Source organism: Streptomyces sp. NPDC048434 (assembly GCF_043200375.1).
Lineage (GTDB): Bacteria > Actinomycetota > Actinomycetes > Streptomycetales > Streptomycetaceae > Streptomyces.
This window is the reverse complement of the sequence record NZ_JBICXQ010000007.1, coordinates 150,345-165,043: the sequence shown is the minus strand read 5'-3', so window position 1 is coordinate 165,043 and position 14,699 is coordinate 150,345. Positions and strand designations below refer to the sequence as shown.

Genomic DNA, 14,699 nt, shown 5'->3' with positions numbered 1-14,699 from the left:
ATGAGAGACGCAGAGGCACCTGCGGGAGTGGGCCGACCAGCAAGGGAACAACCCCTCATATGAGGCGAATTCAACGGATTTGCATGCTTTCCCCAGTGTAGGCGCTCCCCCCGTTTCTTCACGGGGACCGCCCCCGCGCGAGGAGCGGCGAGGACACCGACGGGGCACGGGCGCGGCGGCCGCCCGGCGCAGGCCGCGTCGTACATCGCCGCTCCCGCCTCCCGGCGCCGCTGTGCGTGCCTTGCGGATCGGCGCGGGCTCACACTGATCCGAAGGGCATGGCCTAGGCCGCCGGTGTACCGGCCGCGTCCGCCCCGGCCCGTACGGCTGCACCCTGCGCACCGGGCGTCCCGGCAGTGTCCGGCTCCCCCTCAAGTCCCGCTGTCCGCAGCCCCCGCAGCAGCGTCAGCGCCAGCGCCGCGGCGCAGACCATGACGCCCGCGGCGACCAGCACCGCCGTCTGCAGGCCATGGGTGAACGCGGCCCTGGCCGCGTGCAGCAGCGCCTCGCCCGTCCGGCCCGGGAGGGCGCCGGCCGTCGCGGCGGCGCCCGCCAGCGTCTCCCGCGCCGCGTCGGCCGCGCCCGCCGGCAGTCCGACGGGCAGGGCACCGCCGATGTCGCCGCGGTAGATCGCGCCCCCGATGCTGCCCAGGACCGCCATGCCCAGCGCGCCGCCCAGTTCGGTGCCGGACTCCAGCACGGCCGAGGCGGAGCCCGCCCGCTCGGGCGGCGCGAGTCCGATGGCCAGTTCGTTGCCGAGCGACATCACCATCACCAGGCCCGAGGCGTAGACCGCGGCACCCACCAGGACGAACCACAGGGCCGAGTCCGGCTCCAACCATGACAGCCAGACGAAGCCGCCGGCCCCGATGACGCACCCCAGGGCGATGACATGGGCCCGGTCTGTCCGCTGGGCGAGCGCCGCGGCCGCCGGCGCCATCCCGCCCACCGCGAGGGTCGGCAGCAGATTCCACAGTGCCGCCTCCATGGGGCTCATGGCCCGTACGGACTGCAGGTACTGGGTGAAGAACACCGCGCAGCCGACGATCGCGAACATCGCCAGCAGGTTCATCAGCACCGAGACGCTGAACCCGCGGTGCCGGAACAGCTCCAGGTCGAGCATCGGATGACGGGCGGTGCGCTGGCGGTGCACGAAGGCCCCGGCGGCCAGCAGGCCGGCCACGAGGGCGAGGACGGGCAGCGCCGCCAGCCCGTCGCGGGCGATCTCCTTGACGCCGTAGACCACCGGCAGCATGGCGAGCAGGGACAGCAGTGCGCCGACCAGGTCGAAGCGCCCGGCCGCCGGGTTCTTGAACTCCGGGAGCAGCAGCGGCCCGCAGACCAGCAGCAGCACCATCGCCGGAGCGTTGACCAGGAACACCGAACCCCACCAGAAGTGCTCCAGCAGCACCCCGCTGAGCACCGGACCGATCGCGATGCCGCCGGTCACCGCGGTCGACCAGATCGCGACCGCCTTGCCGCGCTGCTTGGCGTCGTGGAAGAGGTTGCGGATCAGGGCGAGGGTGGAGGGCATCAGGGTCGCCCCGCCGATGCCGAGCAACGCCCGTGCGGCGATGAGCATTTCGGCGCTCTGTGCGTAGGCGGCGGCCCCGGAGGCGAGTCCGAAGAGGAGGGCGCCGGACAGCAGCAGCTTGCGGCGGCCGATGCGGTCGCCCAGCGCACCCATGGTGATCAGCAGGCCGGCCAGCACGAAGCCGTAGACGTCGAGGATCCACAGTTGCTGGACGCTGCTGGGCTCCAGCTCCGCGGTCAGGAACGGCACCGCGAAGTAGAGCACCGAGACGTCCATCGAGACGAGAAGGCAGGGCAGCAGGAGGACGCCCAGGGCGGTCCACTCCCGGCGGCCGGCCGTCGGCTGGGATGTGTACGGGGTAAACGACATGGATGACACGGTAAGCAGGTTGCGCTTACGGCGCAAACAACAGGACTGATAAGGGAATTGGTAGTGCGTCACACTAGTGCACCCACCTAGTGCAATGCCCTGGTGAAGTGCGCACTGCTACCCTCACAGCCCCGCAGAACCCCCCTAGTGCACTAGTACGGAGGCCGTCCGTGGAACCGTCAGTCCCGCCGCCCTACCGCCGGATCGTCGACGCGATCCGGGGCCGTATCGACGCCGGCGAGCTGACGCCGGGCGACCGGGTGCCCTCGACCCGGCGGATCACCCAGGAGTGGGGGGTGGCGATGGCCACCGCCACCAAGGTGCTGACGACGCTGCGCCAGGAAGGGCTCGTACGGGCCGTACCGGGTGTGGGCACGGTCGTGGCCGAGCCGCGGCGGACCACCCCGCGGCCCGCACGCGAGCGGCGGCCGCGCGAGACGGACAGCGGGCTGAGCCGCGAGAGCGTCGTACGGGCCGGGATACGGGTCGCCGATTCCGAGGGGCTGCGGGCGCTGTCGATGCGCCGGGTCGCCGCCGAGTTCGGGGTGTCCTCGATGGCGCTCTACCGTCATGTGGCCGGCAAGGACGAGCTGGTGCTGCTGATGGCGGACGCCGCGTTCCACGACATCGAGCTGCCCGAACCGGCGCCGGACGGCCGGCGCGAGCGGATGGAGGCGGGCGCGCGGCTGCAATGGGAGCTCTACCGGCGGCACCCGTGGCTGGCGAAGTATCTGTCGCTCACCCGGCCGCAGCCGATGCCGCGGGCGATGGCCCTGATCGAGTGGACGATGGCGCGGGTCCGGGGGATGGACCCGGTGACGCTGATTCATATGGCGCTGACACTGCTGGGGTTCGTGCTGGCCACCGCCGCCGGGTTCGAGGACGACCTGGAGGCCGAGCAGGAGACCGGCATGGACCAGAACCAGTGGATGGCGACCATGGAGCCGGTGTTCGAGGGCATCCTCACCTCGGGCTCCTACCCCATGTACGCGGGGGTCTCGCGGGTCGGCGAGGATGTGGTGAATCCGGAGTCGCTCTTCGAGTTCGGGCTGGCCCGCCTGCTGGACGGCATGGAGACACTCGTCGAGCGCGGGGCGGACACGCCCTAGACGAGTAGTGATTCCGAAGTCCTGGTCAGTGGCGCCGCACGGCGGACGGGAGTTTGACGACAGGCCTGAGGGATCAGCTGAGCTCGCCGCGCAGTCGCCGGGCCCGTAACACCAGTTCCAGTTCGAAGCGGCGGTCCGGGTCGTCCATCTCGCCGCCCCATAACTCCCGTATCTGGCGCAGCCGGTAGCGCACGGTCTGCGGATGGACGCCGAGCCGCTCGGCGATCTCGGGGGCACCGCCGCGGGTCTCCAGCCACGCGAGCAGGGTTTCCGCGAGCCGTCGGCCGTGGCGGGGGCCGCAGCTGTCCAGCGGGGCGAGGCGGCGGCGGGTGAGGTCCTCGATCAGCTCGACCGGCGGCAGCAGGACCAGCGCCTCGGTGTGTTCGGTGCACTGGAGCAACTCGCCGGCGGGCAGCAGTCCGCGCTCCGTCAGATCGACCGCGACCCCGGCCCAGCGCAGCGATTTCGCGGCGTCCAGCAGCGACACGACGGGGCCGATCGCGCCCGACCAGCCGGCCGCGGCGCGGGCCAGCAGCTCACGCCGCCCGGGGGCGTCCGGCTCGGGCACCACCATCCGGGGCCGTTCGCTCTCCATGTCCAGCAGGACGTCCGGGGCGACGGCGGGGGCGACCGCCTCGCGGGCCGGCCGCAGCAGGACCGCGACGGCGACCCGTTCGGGCAGCGGCCAGCCGATCCTGGCGGCGCGCTCGGCGAGGGCGGGCAGCACCCCGCCCGCCCCGGCGGTTGCTCTGCGCTGCCGTCTGCCGGCGCTCGCGAACAGCTGCTCCATCAGGCGGCGTTGCAGCCGCAGCCGCTCACCGGCCTGCCGGGCGGCGGCCTCGGCGTAGCCGCGTACGGATTCGGCCACCAGCCCGTCCAGATACTCGAAGCCGGACTCGGCGAGCTCGTACATCGCGGGCGCCGGGATCGCGACCTGCTGGCCGATCTCGGCGAGCCGCCGCCAGGCCAGCCGTACGCCCAGCCGGTACATGGCCTGAAGGACATCCAGGCTGCGGCCCTGGAGGCCCTCTCCGCGGCCGAACTCCTGGAAGAGCCGTGGGTGCACATGCGGGCGGTCCGGCCCGGCGGTCAGATGGGCGACGAAGTGCTCCAGCGACTGGCGGATCGCCACCAGCGCCCTGGGCTCCCCGAACTCATCCAGGACGAGCGGGAGTTGGGGGTACTCGTGGCGGATCTCGCGCAGGATGTCCTGGGCCAGGGTGGGCACCTCGTCCAGCGCCCGGGCCGCGAACTGCCGTACCTGGTAGGGCGGGACCTCCCGCCAGGCCGAGCGGACGGCTGTCACCATGACCCGGGCCTCCTCAGCACGCCTCGCGCCTCCCCGGCACGCCTGCTACCCACCACTCCGGTCGAAGGTCACCAGCGGCACATTGGGCTGCTCGGGCGTGGCGTCCAGCGCGGCGACGATCCCGAGCGCGACGCCGAGGGCCAGAGCGGTGGCGGCCAGCGCGGTCAGTGCGGCGGCGAGCGTTCGGTGCATGGCGCGGCGAGCCCTTCGTCGATGCCGGAGCCGGTCACCGGTCTCCGTCGAGGTTGGTACGGCACACGGCGCGGCCCGGGGTATGGATCGGGGCCGGTTCGGTGCCGCGTCCCACAGCGCGGCACACCACTGGAGTCGTGGTGCCTGCCGAGTGTGGAAGGGCATTGACGCCCTGTCAAGAGTTCCCTTACGTTCCCGGCCCATGGCGCCCCGCGGCGCCGCACGTGCACCAGAGCGTGTTCCCCCCACCGCTTCCAGGAGTGCTCGTATGCCTGCTTCCGGCAAGTCCGCCACCTCCGCCGACGCGGCCACCGCCGCCCGCACCGCCTCGCCCCTGTCGCTGGCCGTCCTCGGTCTCGGCGTCTTCCTGCTGGTCCTGGCACCCCTGCTGGCCTGGTACGTCGCGCCACGGGCCAAGGTCACCCCGGTGGATGTCGATGTCACCACCGTCTTCACCGGCAGCGGCAGCTACTTCGACACCGGGGCGCTGAGGACCAGGGACCGGCAGCGGATCACCCTCACCCAGCATGTGCTGGGCGATGTCGCGGCGAGCGAGAAGAGCGGGCGGGCCGTATGGGATGTCTCCACGACGGTCGACACCCCGCAGACGCTGGCCCTGAAGGATCCGCGCAAGGCGTTCCAGTGGACCACCGAGCGCTGGGTCACCGACCGGCACAGCAATGCACCGGTGCACTGCTGCGAGGAGGCCCCGACCCGCTTCGACGGCGATGCCTACCTCAAATTCCCCTTCGATGTGCAGAAGAAGAGCTACCGCTGGTGGGACAACACGCTGGGCGCTGCCGTCCCGCTCCGCTTCGCCGGGACGCAGCAGGTACAGGGATACCGGGGCTATCGCTTCACCGGGACCGTGCCGCTCACCAGGACCGGCAGCCGGCAGGTCCCCGGCCGGCTGGTCGGGCGGCCGCGGCAGGGCCAGATCCAGGCCGAGGAGTGGTACGCCAACTCCGGTATCGAGCTGGTCGTCGAGCAGCGCACCGGCCGGATCATCCATGCCTCGATCTCCCCGCTGAAGACGCTCCGCGCGCCCGGCGCCCGGCGCACCGCGGTGACCCTGCTGCGCGGCGAGCACTTGCAGTTCACGCCCACGACCCAGCGGGCGCAGGTGCGGCTGGCGAGGGCGGACAGCGACAAGCTGGCGCTGGTCGGCCGGACGCTGCCGGCCGGGGCCGTGGCGGCGGGCGCGGTGCTCGCGCTGACCGGGGTGGTGTGGGTGGCGCGCGGGCGGCGGGCGACGAGCCGGTCCTGAGCGAGGTGATGAACCGTCAGTCGTGGCCGGCCCGGATTTTGTCATCCCGGTGAGTAGCCGCGGCGAACGCGGCGGCGAAAACTGTCCACCCCACACGCAGACCGTCGGCCTTCCGGTCGGCGCACTTCCCCTGACCGCAGCACGGTGCTGCCGTAGCCGACCGGCCCGGCCGCACCGCAGCACCGCATGATGCAGCACGGCCCCGCACGACTCAGTACGCAGTACGTCCCCCCACCGCTGGTACCGCACCCTGAGACGAGTTGGATCGCACATGCCCCAGCACGTACGCCCGCCCCTGCCCCCCGCACCGGCTGCCCCACCCGCCCCTTCGGCGTCCGGGCCGCCCGGCTCCGAACCGCCCCCGCTCCCCCGCCGGATCGTCTTCCTCGCCCGCCGTGATCTGGGCAACCCCGCCGCCGGCGGCTCCGAGCTGCTGGTGGACCGGATCGCCGAAGGGCTCACCGCACACGGCCACCAGGTCACCCTGTTGTGCGGCGGGCCCGCGGCGGAGCGCGGCTACCGGGTGGTGTCAGCGGGCGGCGACGCCGGGCATTTCCTGCGCGCGCCCCGCCAGTTGGCCCGCCGGATCGGCGACTGCGATCTGCTGGTGGAGGTCTGCAACGGACTGCCGTACCTCGCGCCGCTGTGGCATCGCGGCCCGACGCTGTGCCTGGTCAACCATGTCCATACGGACCTGTGGCGGCTGCGCTGCCCCGGGCCCGCCGCGCGGGCCGGCCGCCGGCTGGAGCACTGGGCGCTGGCGCGCACCCACCGCCGCAATCTGCTGGTCGCCGTCTCCGGCTCGACCGCGTCCGCACTGCGCGGCCTCGGCGTGGAACCGGACCGGATCCGGCTGGTGCACAACGGCGTGGCGGAGCCCGGACCGCTGGCCCCCAAGGCGCCGGAACCGCTGTTCCTGGCCATGGGGCGGCTCGTCGAGTACAAGCGCATCGATCTGCTGCTGCGGCTGTGGGAGCGGGTCCGCCCGGTCACCGGCGGCCGGCTGGTGATCGTCGGCGACGGCCCGGAGCGGGCGCGGCTGGCCGCGACGGCCGGGCCCGGTGTCACCTTCACCGGCCGGGTCTCCGAAGAGGTCAAACACCAACTCCTGTGTTCCGCATGGCTGTTGTTGCACCCCTCGCTCGTCGAGGGCTGGGGCCTGGTGGTCATGGAGGCCGCCGCCCGCCGTACGCCCGCCATCGGCTTCGACATCCCGGGCCTCCGGGACTCCGTCGAGGACGGCACCACCGGGCTGCTGGCCCGCGGCGAGAGCGCGTTCGCCGCCCACTGGTGCACCCTCGCCCTCAGCGCCCGGCGCCGGCACGCCCTGGGCGACGCCGCCCAACGGCGCGCCGCCCGCTTCCGGTGGAGCCATACGGTCCACAGCTTCCGGTCGGTCGCCGCCGAGGCCTTCCTCAACCCGCTCCCCGGGCGGTGAAGCCCCGGTGCGCGACCCCTCGCTGCGCAGGTCCTACGCCCTCTTCCGCGCCTTCCTCCGGGAGCAGACCGCGCCCGGACACTGCTACCGGCTGCTCGCCCGCGACGCCGCCGACCAGGTCGAACGGTATGTCCCGCTGGACGGCGCGGTGGTCGCCGACATCGGCGGCGGCAGCGGCCACTTCACCGAGGAGTTCCGGCGCCGCGGCGCCCAGGGCTATCTCTTCGAACCCGACACCGCGGAGCTGACCGCGCACGGCCGCTCCCCCGAGGGCGCCGTGGTCGCCGACGGCTATCTGCTGCCGCTGGCCGACGGCGCCGCCGACATCTGCTTCTCCTCCAACGTCCTGGAGCACGTCGCCGACCCGCAGACCTTTCTGAGCGAAATGGTGCGGGTCACCCGCCCCGGCGGGCTGATCTACGTCGCCTTCACCAACTGGTTCTCCCCCTGGGGCGGCCATGAGACCGCACCCTGGCACTACTTGGGCGCCGAGCGGGCCCGGGCCCGTTACCGGCGGCGGACCGGCAAAGCGGCCAAGCACACCCTGGGCGTCAACCTCTTCGCCGTGCACATCGGCCGCACGCTGCGCCAGGTGCGGGCCCGCGACGACGTCAGCGTCGTCACCGCCCGCTCCCGCTATGCGCCGTTCCTCGCCGAGGCCATCCCCCGCCTCCCGGGCGTCCGGGAGGTCGCCACCTGGAACCTCCTCCTCATTCTCCGGCGGTTGCCATGACCCAGATCCTGAGGCCGTCCCCGTCCCCCGGCTCGCCCGACGCCGGGGACCGGGCGGCCCCCGTCCCCACCCCGTCTCCGGGCCAACCCCGCGGACGGCGCTGGCTGCTGGCGTTCTGGGCGCTCGCGCTGGCGGGCTTTCTCGCGTCCGCGCCGGGGAAAATGACGTTCGAGACCAAGCTGGGGGTGACCACGGCCCCCTGGAAGTTCCTCGGCGATCTCGGGCAGCTGTGGCACGACCGGGCGGGCTTCGGCGGCCTCGCCGACCAGTACATCGGCTATGCCTTTCCCTCGCTGCCCTACTACGGCCTGACCGACCTCGCCCATGTCCCGGTGTGGCTGGCCGAGCGGCTGTGGATGTCGCTGATCGTCACGGCCGCCTTCTGGGGCGCGCTGCGGCTGGCCGAACGGCTGCGGTTCGGCACCCCGTCGGCCCGGCTGCTGGCCGCCGCCTGTTACGCCCTGTGGCCGACCTTCACCCTCGTCATCGGCTCGACCTCCGCCGCCGCGCTCCCCGGCGCGCTGCTGCCGTGGGTGCTGCTGCCGCTGACCGACGCACGGGCCGGGGCCCGCCTCGCGGCGACCCGCTCGGCGCTGCTGATCCCCTTCATGGGCGGCGTCAACGCGGCCTCGACGCTGGCCTCGCTGCTGCCCGTCGGCCTGTATCTGCTCTCCCGTACGGGGCCGCGCCGGACGAAGCTGCTCGCCTGGTGGCTGCCCGGTGTCGTCCTGGCCACCGCCTGGTGGGTGGTGCCGCTGTTGCTGCTGGGTCTGCACGGCGAGAACTTCATGCCGTTCATCGAGCAGGCCGACACCACCACCGGCACGGTGTCCGCCACCGAACTACTGCGCGGCGCCGGCAACTGGACCGGCTACCTCAACTTCGGCACACCCTGGCTGCCGGCCGGCTGGACCATGACGGCGCAGCCCTTCGCGGTGTGCGGTTCGGCGCTGGCCGCGGCGTGCGGCCTGGCCGGTCTGGCCCGCCGGGATGTGCCCGAGCGGCGCTGGCTGCTGCTGACCGTGCTGGCCGTGGCGCTGATCGCGCTGGCCGGATACGGCGGTGCGCTGGGCGGGCCCGTGCACGGCCTGTGGCAGGACTGGCTGAACGGCCCGCTGCGCCCGTTCCGCAACATCTACAAATTCACCCCGGGCCTAGCCCTGGCCCTCACCCTCGGCCTGGCGCATCTCCTCGCGGTCGCCACCGAACGCCGCGGCACCCGCCGGATCCCCGCCCGCCACCGCCTCCCGCTGGTGGCCGCGCTCCTCGTGCTGCCCGCCCTCGCGCTGCCCTTCCTCACCGGCACCGTCCTCCAGCCCGGTGCCTTCACCGAGCTGCCGTCCTACTGGGCGCGGACGGCCGGCTGGCTGACGGCGCACACCCCCCACAGCCGCGCCCTGGTCGTCCCGGCCACGGCACACGGCATCTACACCTGGGGCTCCCCCATCGACGAGCCCCTCGATGTCCTCGCCCGGTCCCCCTGGGCCCAGCGCGACTTCGTCCCCTTCGGCACCCCGGGCGCCCGCCGCACCCTGGACGCCGTCGAGCAGGCGCTGCTGACCGGCGCCCAAGTGCCGGGGCTGCGCGACTACTTGGGCCGGTCCGGGCTCCACGATGTGGTCGTCCGCAACGATCTCGACCCGGACCAGATCGGCTATGTCCCGCCGCAGACCGTCAAGCGCACCCTGGAGGCGTCCGGCTACCGCAAGGTGGCCGCCTTCGGTCCGCTGACCACCGGCGGCCGGATCCCCGCCGAGGCGCCGCTCCAGATCCAGGGCCTCTATCCGCGGCAGCGCGCCGTCGAGATCTACCAACCGGAAAACACACCCGAGCCCGGCCCGGTCACCGCCCGCGCCGTCGCGGACACCGCACAGCTCAGCGGCGGCCCGGAAGCCCTCCTCCAGCTGTCCGCCGACCCCGCGCTGCGGCGCCGGCCCACCGTCCTGACCGGCGACCGCCACCCCGGCCTCGGCACTCCGCCGCTCCAGCTGACCGCCGACGGCCTGCGCCGCGCCGACACCCGCTTCGGACTGGTCAACAGCAATACGTCGTACACGTACACGGCCGACGAGCGGAACCACCCCGACAGCGTCCAGGACCCCGGCCGCCCGCCCCGGCAGATCCTGCCGACCGCCGGCCCCGGCCACCAGACCACCGCGGTGCTCCGTGGCGCGTCCTCGGTGACCGCCTCCACCAGCGGCAACTGGCTCTTCCAGCTGCCGCAGTACGACCCGGTCAACGCCTTCGACGGCAACCCGGACACCGCCTGGGCGGAGGGCAGCGCCGGCGACCCCGTCGGCCAGTGGATCAAGATCGCCCTCACCCGGCCCACCAACCTTCCGCCCTCGCTGTCCCTGACCCCGCTGCCGGGGGACGGGATGCGCGCCGCCCCGACGTCCGTACGGGTGGAGACCGACCGCGGCAGCGCGGAGAGCACCCTGCGCCCGGACGGCACGCCCCAACGGGTCAAGGCCCCGGCCGGCAGGGCGACATGGCTGAAGGTGACGATCCTCGGCTCGCAGACCCCACGGGCCGGACTCTCCGGTGCGGGCTTCCGTGAGATCTCCGTCCCGGGCGTCCAGGTCACCCGGCTGCTGCAACTCCCCACCGACGCCCAGCGCTCCGACGCACCCGCCGAGACCTACTCGCTGCACCGCGGCAGCGACCCGGGCGGCCTCTCCCCCGTCTCCGCGGAGGTCGGACTGCACCGCCAGTTCCGCACCGGCGCCGCCGCCGCGTACCGGATCGCCGGCAAGGCGCTGGCCGTCCCCGGCCCCGAACTCGACCGGCTGCTCGACCGGATCGCACCGGAACAGAAGGACCGGATCACCGCCACCGCGGACTCCACCAGCTTCGGCTTCGGACGCTCGCTCAGCCCCCGCAACCTCGTCGACGGCGATCTGACCACCGCCTGGATCGCCGGGGACCGGCCGACGCTGCATCTGCGCTGGCCCGGCCGGAAGAAGATCGACCAGATCGTGCTGGCCGCGGCCGGCGGGATCTCCACCCGGCCCGAGCAGATCCAGATCAACTCGCCGGACGGGGCGGCCACCGCGGGCGTCGACGAGAACGGCCAGGCCCGCTTCGACCCGATCACCACCGACCGCCTCGACCTCACCATCAGCAAGGTCGCACCGCTCACCCTCCACAACCCGGTCGCCGGCCAGGCCCTGCAACTCCCGGTCGGCCTCAGCGAGGTCTACCTCCCGGCGCTCGACGCCTACCGCACCCCGCGACCCGCCGCCGGCGCACGCTTCTCCGTCGGCTGCGGCCAGGGACCGATGCTCGCCGTCGACGGCGTCCTGCATGCCACCAAGGCCGCCGGATACGTCCGCGACCTCACCGAACGGCGCCCCGTCGACGTGCAGTTGTGCGCCGGCGAGGCCCGCGACGGGCGCCTGGAGATGCCCTCCGGACGCCACCGGGTGGAGGCGGGCGACCAGGGGCTGCTGGCGCTGACGGATGTGACGCTGCACAGGGGCGGGGCGGCGGGGGCGCGGGCCGCGGGCTCCGGTGCGGATCCGGAGGCCACCGCTCCGGTGCGGCAGGCCACCGCCCACGACTGGTCGGGGGACCGCCGCACCGTCGCGGTCGGCTCCGGCCGGGCCGTCTACCTCCAGCTGCACGAGAACGCCAACGACGGCTGGCACGCCACCCTCGACGGCCGCCGGCTGACCCCGCTCCGGGTGGACGGCTGGCAGCAGGCCTTCCTCGTCCCGGCCGGCGCCGGCGGAACCGTCGTGCTCTCCTACGGCCCGGCCACCGCCTACGTCCTGGGGCTGATCGGCGGCGCGCTCGGCCTCGCCCTCCTGCTCGTCTCCGCCCTCGTCCGCCGCACCCCCCGCACGCCGCCCCCGGCCCCACTGCCCCCACCCGCCCCGTCCTGGGTGCTGGGCGTCCTGGTGCTGACCGCGGTGGTCGCCGTGGCCTCCGGGCCCTACGCGCTGATCGTGCCGGTGCTGGCACTGGTGGCCCGCTTCCGGCCGCCACTCCTCGTCCCGCTGGCCCTGGTGGGGATGCTGGGCGCCGGCGTCGTGGCGGCCTTCGGCGCGGGAGAACCCCTGGCCGCCGGCGAGGGTGCCTTCAGCGGCACCGCACAGGCGCTGGCGCTGCTGGCGCTGACGGCGGCGGTGGTGACGGTCCCGGCGAGGGCTCCGTCACCGGCACCGGCGCGGCCCTCGGGGCGGGCGGCGCCGGGGGACGGAACGGGCGCTGACGGACCGGGAGGGGACGGTCCGGGGGCGGTCGGCCCGGGACGGAACGAGCCGGACGCTGACGGACCGGGCGCGGAGGACCCGTCGGGCCCGCCGCTGCCACCGCCACCGCCAACACCGCTCCCGCGCCGCTCACGAGGTGCCGTGGCCGGGTCCGGTGCGCCGGTTGCCGGGCGCCCCCTCGTGGCCCGGGGGCGGACGCCGGGTGACGGCCCGGCCTGGGCCGATCGACGGCGCCCGGCCGGGCCGCCCGTACCGCCACCCGACAACGGGGAGGACACCGCCCGATGACCGCACTGGAACCGGCCGCCGACTCGCCCGCCGCCTCCTTCGGCGGTCCACCGCGCGCCCCCGCCCCCACTCCCGCCCGGGTCCCGTTCCCGCTGGTCGATGAGGTCTCCCGGCACTGTCTGACGGACGACGAGCCGGAGACCGTGCACCTCGAAGTGCACCTCCCCGGCCGGGTCGATCCCGTACGCCTGCGCACCGCGTTCCACCGGGCACTCGCCCGCCACCCGCGCATCCTGATGCGCCAGGCGCCGGTCCGCTGGTGGCACCGCCGCTACACCTGGCAGCTCACCGCCGCCCCGGACGTGGACCCGGTCGACTTCCCGCCCCCCGGCCCCGATGCCCTCGCGCGCGCCAGGCAACGCGCGCTCGCCGACTGCCCGCCCCTGGATGCCTCGCCCCCCGTACGGCTGGAGGTGATCGCACCTCCCGGGGCGGCGGACGGCACCGTGCTGCTGCTGACCCTCCATCACACCGCGCTGGACGGCCCGGCCTGTCTGCGCGTACTGGCCACCGCCGCCGAGCTCTACAGCGGCGCCGACAACTCCCCGGCCCCCTCGCCCGTACGCGCCCCCGGCGCCCGCACCGAACAGCCTCGCCTCGACGACGCCCCGGCCGGCCGCCGCCGCCTCTCCCGCCCGGCGCGGATCGCCGCCCACCCGGCTCCCGGCGGCTCTTCCCGGCACGGCCGGCACGGCAACGGCATGCTCCTCGTCGAGCTGCCGGTTCCGGACCGTCCGCCGCGCGCGCCCGGCCGGGCCGCGCCGTACACCGTCAATGACCAACTCCTCGTCGCCACCTGGCTGATGGTGGCCCGCTGGAACCGGCAGCACGATCCACGTCATGGCCCGCACGGTGCGGGTGACACCGCCGCCCCGGTCGTCATCACCATGCCCGTCGACGACCGGCCGCGCGGCATCGAGATGCCCATCGGCAACGGCACCCGGCTGGTCTCGGTCGACTTCGGGCCCGAGGAGCGCCGGGACGCCGGGCCGCTCACCGCCGATCCGCCCGACCCGGACGCGGTGGCCCGGCTGCTGCGGCGGACCGCCGCCCGCACCCGCGCCCTCAAGTCGGCGCCGCCTGGCCGTCAACTCGGGCTTGCGGGAGCGGTGTTGACGGCACCCGTGCTGTCGGTCGGGGTGCGCGGCGCCCTCACCCGTGCGCTGCGCACCGCCGCCGCGCCCTGGACCTCCACCACACTCCTCTCCAACATCGGCCGGATCCCCTACCCGCTGGACTTCGGGGACGCCGGCCGGCCGACCGCGGTCTGGTTCTCCGCCCCGGCCCGGATGCCGCGCGGCCTCACCGTCACCACGGTCTCCGTGGCCGGCCGGATCCAGCTCGCACTGCGCTGGTCCCCTGCCCTCCTGGACGACCGGGCCGGCGCCCGGCTCGGCGCCCTCTTCCAATCCTCGCTCGCCGCCACCGCCTGGACGAGCTCCCCGGACACACCCCCGCCCCCGGCCGTGGGAGGTACCCGATGAGCCGGCCCCCCGCCTCCGCCACCGGCGTATCCCCTGACGGTCTGCGGGACTTCTACGAGGACCCGGCCGTACCGGTCGCCTCCGGCACCGCCCGCAGCGCACGGCAGGCCCGACTGCTGGCGCGCGCCCTGGGGCCGGTACACGGGGGCGCTCCGGCCGCCACCATCCTGGACATCGGCTGCGGCGACGGCACGGCGGCCGCCACCGCGGCGGAGGTCCTCGCAGGTCACCGCCTGGTCGGCGTGGACTGGTCGCAGGACGCGCTGCGCCGCGCCCGCACCCGTATCCCCTGTGCGGTACGCGGCGAACTGACCGGCCCAGGGCTGCCGTTCGCGACCGGCTCCGCCGATGCGGTGCTCCTCAGCGAGGTCGTCGAGCATCTCGTCGACCCCGATGCCGCCCTGGACGAGCTGCGCCGGGTCCTGCGCCCCGGGGGTCATCTGATGCTCTCCACGCCCAACCTCGCCGCCTGGTACAACCGCGGACTGCTGCTCGCCGGGGTCCAGCCCGTCTTCTCGGAGGTGAGCATGCGTCATATCCACGGCCGGCCCGGCACCCAGGTCGTCGGCCATCTGCGGCTCTACACCGCCCGTGCGCTGCGCGGCTTCCTCGCGGCGTCCGGCTTCGAGGTCGTACGGATCGCCGGTGCGCCGTACCACGACGTGCCGCGGCCGCTGCGCCCCCTCGACCGGGCCGCCTGCCGTCTCCCGTCGCTGGCCTCCATCCTGCTCGCCCATGCCCGCCGGAGAAGGGAGTAGC

The 14,699-nt window shown here is 74.2% G+C and carries 10 protein-coding genes; 7 read left to right on the top strand and 3 right to left on the bottom strand.

What is annotated here, in order from left to right:
* Positions 1-283: 283 nt before the first annotated feature.
* A complete protein-coding gene (locus tag ACGFWI_RS10880; RefSeq protein ID WP_393905611.1) occupies positions 284-1,903 on the bottom strand; it encodes an MFS transporter in 1,620 nt (539 codons plus the stop codon).
* Between the two features lie 170 nt (positions 1,904-2,073).
* On the opposite strand from ACGFWI_RS10880, the gene ACGFWI_RS10875 reads away from it, so the two are divergent.
* Positions 2,074-3,012, top strand: a complete 939-nt coding sequence (locus ACGFWI_RS10875) for a TetR/AcrR family transcriptional regulator C-terminal domain-containing protein (protein ID WP_393905610.1) — start codon at positions 2,074-2,076, stop codon at positions 3,010-3,012.
* Between the two features lie 73 nt (positions 3,013-3,085).
* On the opposite strand, the gene ACGFWI_RS10870 is transcribed toward ACGFWI_RS10875, so the two are convergent.
* Together ACGFWI_RS10870 and ACGFWI_RS10865 are read right to left on the bottom strand one after the other, a co-directional pair.
* Positions 3,086-4,321, bottom strand: coding sequence for a helix-turn-helix domain-containing protein (locus ACGFWI_RS10870; RefSeq protein ID WP_393905609.1), 1,236 nt, complete (start codon positions 4,319-4,321; stop codon positions 3,086-3,088).
* 45 nt (positions 4,322-4,366) lie between these two features.
* Positions 4,367-4,513 carry a hypothetical protein gene (locus ACGFWI_RS10865; protein WP_393905608.1) on the bottom strand — a complete coding sequence of 49 codons (147 nt, stop codon included), beginning with the start codon at positions 4,511-4,513 and terminating at the stop codon, positions 4,367-4,369.
* 268 nt (positions 4,514-4,781) lie between these two features.
* Here ACGFWI_RS10865 and ACGFWI_RS10860 point away from each other — a divergent pair, with 268 nt between their 5' ends.
* The 6 genes from ACGFWI_RS10860 (at position 4,782) to ACGFWI_RS10835 (ending at position 14,698) form a co-directional block, all read left to right on the top strand.
* Positions 4,782-5,780, top strand: coding sequence for a DUF3068 domain-containing protein (locus ACGFWI_RS10860; protein ID WP_393905607.1), 999 nt, complete (start codon positions 4,782-4,784; stop codon positions 5,778-5,780).
* Between the two features lie 271 nt (positions 5,781-6,051).
* The gene (locus tag ACGFWI_RS10855; RefSeq protein ID WP_393905606.1) at positions 6,052-7,218 is read left to right on the top strand and encodes a glycosyltransferase family 4 protein; all 1,167 of its coding nucleotides are present in this window, start codon (positions 6,052-6,054) and stop codon (positions 7,216-7,218) included.
* 7 nt (positions 7,219-7,225) lie between these two features.
* Positions 7,226-7,951, top strand: coding sequence for a class I SAM-dependent methyltransferase (locus ACGFWI_RS10850; RefSeq protein WP_393905605.1), 726 nt, complete (start codon positions 7,226-7,228; stop codon positions 7,949-7,951).
* Positions 7,948-12,456, top strand: a complete 4,509-nt coding sequence (locus tag ACGFWI_RS10845) for an alpha-(1->3)-arabinofuranosyltransferase family protein (RefSeq protein WP_393905604.1) — start codon at positions 7,948-7,950, stop codon at positions 12,454-12,456. The genes ACGFWI_RS10850 and ACGFWI_RS10845 overlap by 4 nt, the downstream gene beginning before the upstream one ends.
* The gene (locus ACGFWI_RS10840; RefSeq protein ID WP_393905603.1) at positions 12,453-13,940 is read left to right on the top strand and encodes a condensation protein; all 1,488 of its coding nucleotides are present in this window, start codon (positions 12,453-12,455) and stop codon (positions 13,938-13,940) included. Before ACGFWI_RS10845 ends, ACGFWI_RS10840 begins: the two co-directional genes overlap by 4 nt.
* Positions 13,937-14,698 carry a class I SAM-dependent methyltransferase gene (locus ACGFWI_RS10835; RefSeq protein WP_393905602.1) on the top strand — a complete coding sequence of 254 codons (762 nt, stop codon included), beginning with the start codon at positions 13,937-13,939 and terminating at the stop codon, positions 14,696-14,698. Before ACGFWI_RS10840 ends, ACGFWI_RS10835 begins: the two co-directional genes overlap by 4 nt.
* The last annotated feature ends 1 nt before the right edge of the window (position 14,699 follow it).

What these genes read in the sequence shown, in the direction of transcription:
- ACGFWI_RS10870 (WP_393905609.1), bottom strand. Translation starts at nt 4,321, where the DNA reads ATGGTGACAGCCGTCCGCTCGGCCTGGCGGGAGGTCCCGCCCTACCAG.
- ACGFWI_RS10860 (WP_393905607.1), top strand. Translation starts at nt 4,782, where the DNA reads ATGCCTGCTTCCGGCAAGTCCGCCACCTCCGCCGACGCGGCCACCGCC.
- ACGFWI_RS10845 (WP_393905604.1), top strand. Translation starts at nt 7,948, where the DNA reads ATGACCCAGATCCTGAGGCCGTCCCCGTCCCCCGGCTCGCCCGACGCC.
- ACGFWI_RS10835 (WP_393905602.1), top strand. Translation starts at nt 13,937, where the DNA reads ATGAGCCGGCCCCCCGCCTCCGCCACCGGCGTATCCCCTGACGGTCTG.
- ACGFWI_RS10840 (WP_393905603.1), top strand. Translation starts at nt 12,453, where the DNA reads ATGACCGCACTGGAACCGGCCGCCGACTCGCCCGCCGCCTCCTTCGGC.
- ACGFWI_RS10865 (WP_393905608.1), bottom strand. Translation starts at nt 4,513, where the DNA reads ATGCACCGAACGCTCGCCGCCGCACTGACCGCGCTGGCCGCCACCGCT.
- ACGFWI_RS10880 (WP_393905611.1), bottom strand. Translation starts at nt 1,903, where the DNA reads ATGTCGTTTACCCCGTACACATCCCAGCCGACGGCCGGCCGCCGGGAG.
- ACGFWI_RS10855 (WP_393905606.1), top strand. Translation starts at nt 6,052, where the DNA reads ATGCCCCAGCACGTACGCCCGCCCCTGCCCCCCGCACCGGCTGCCCCA.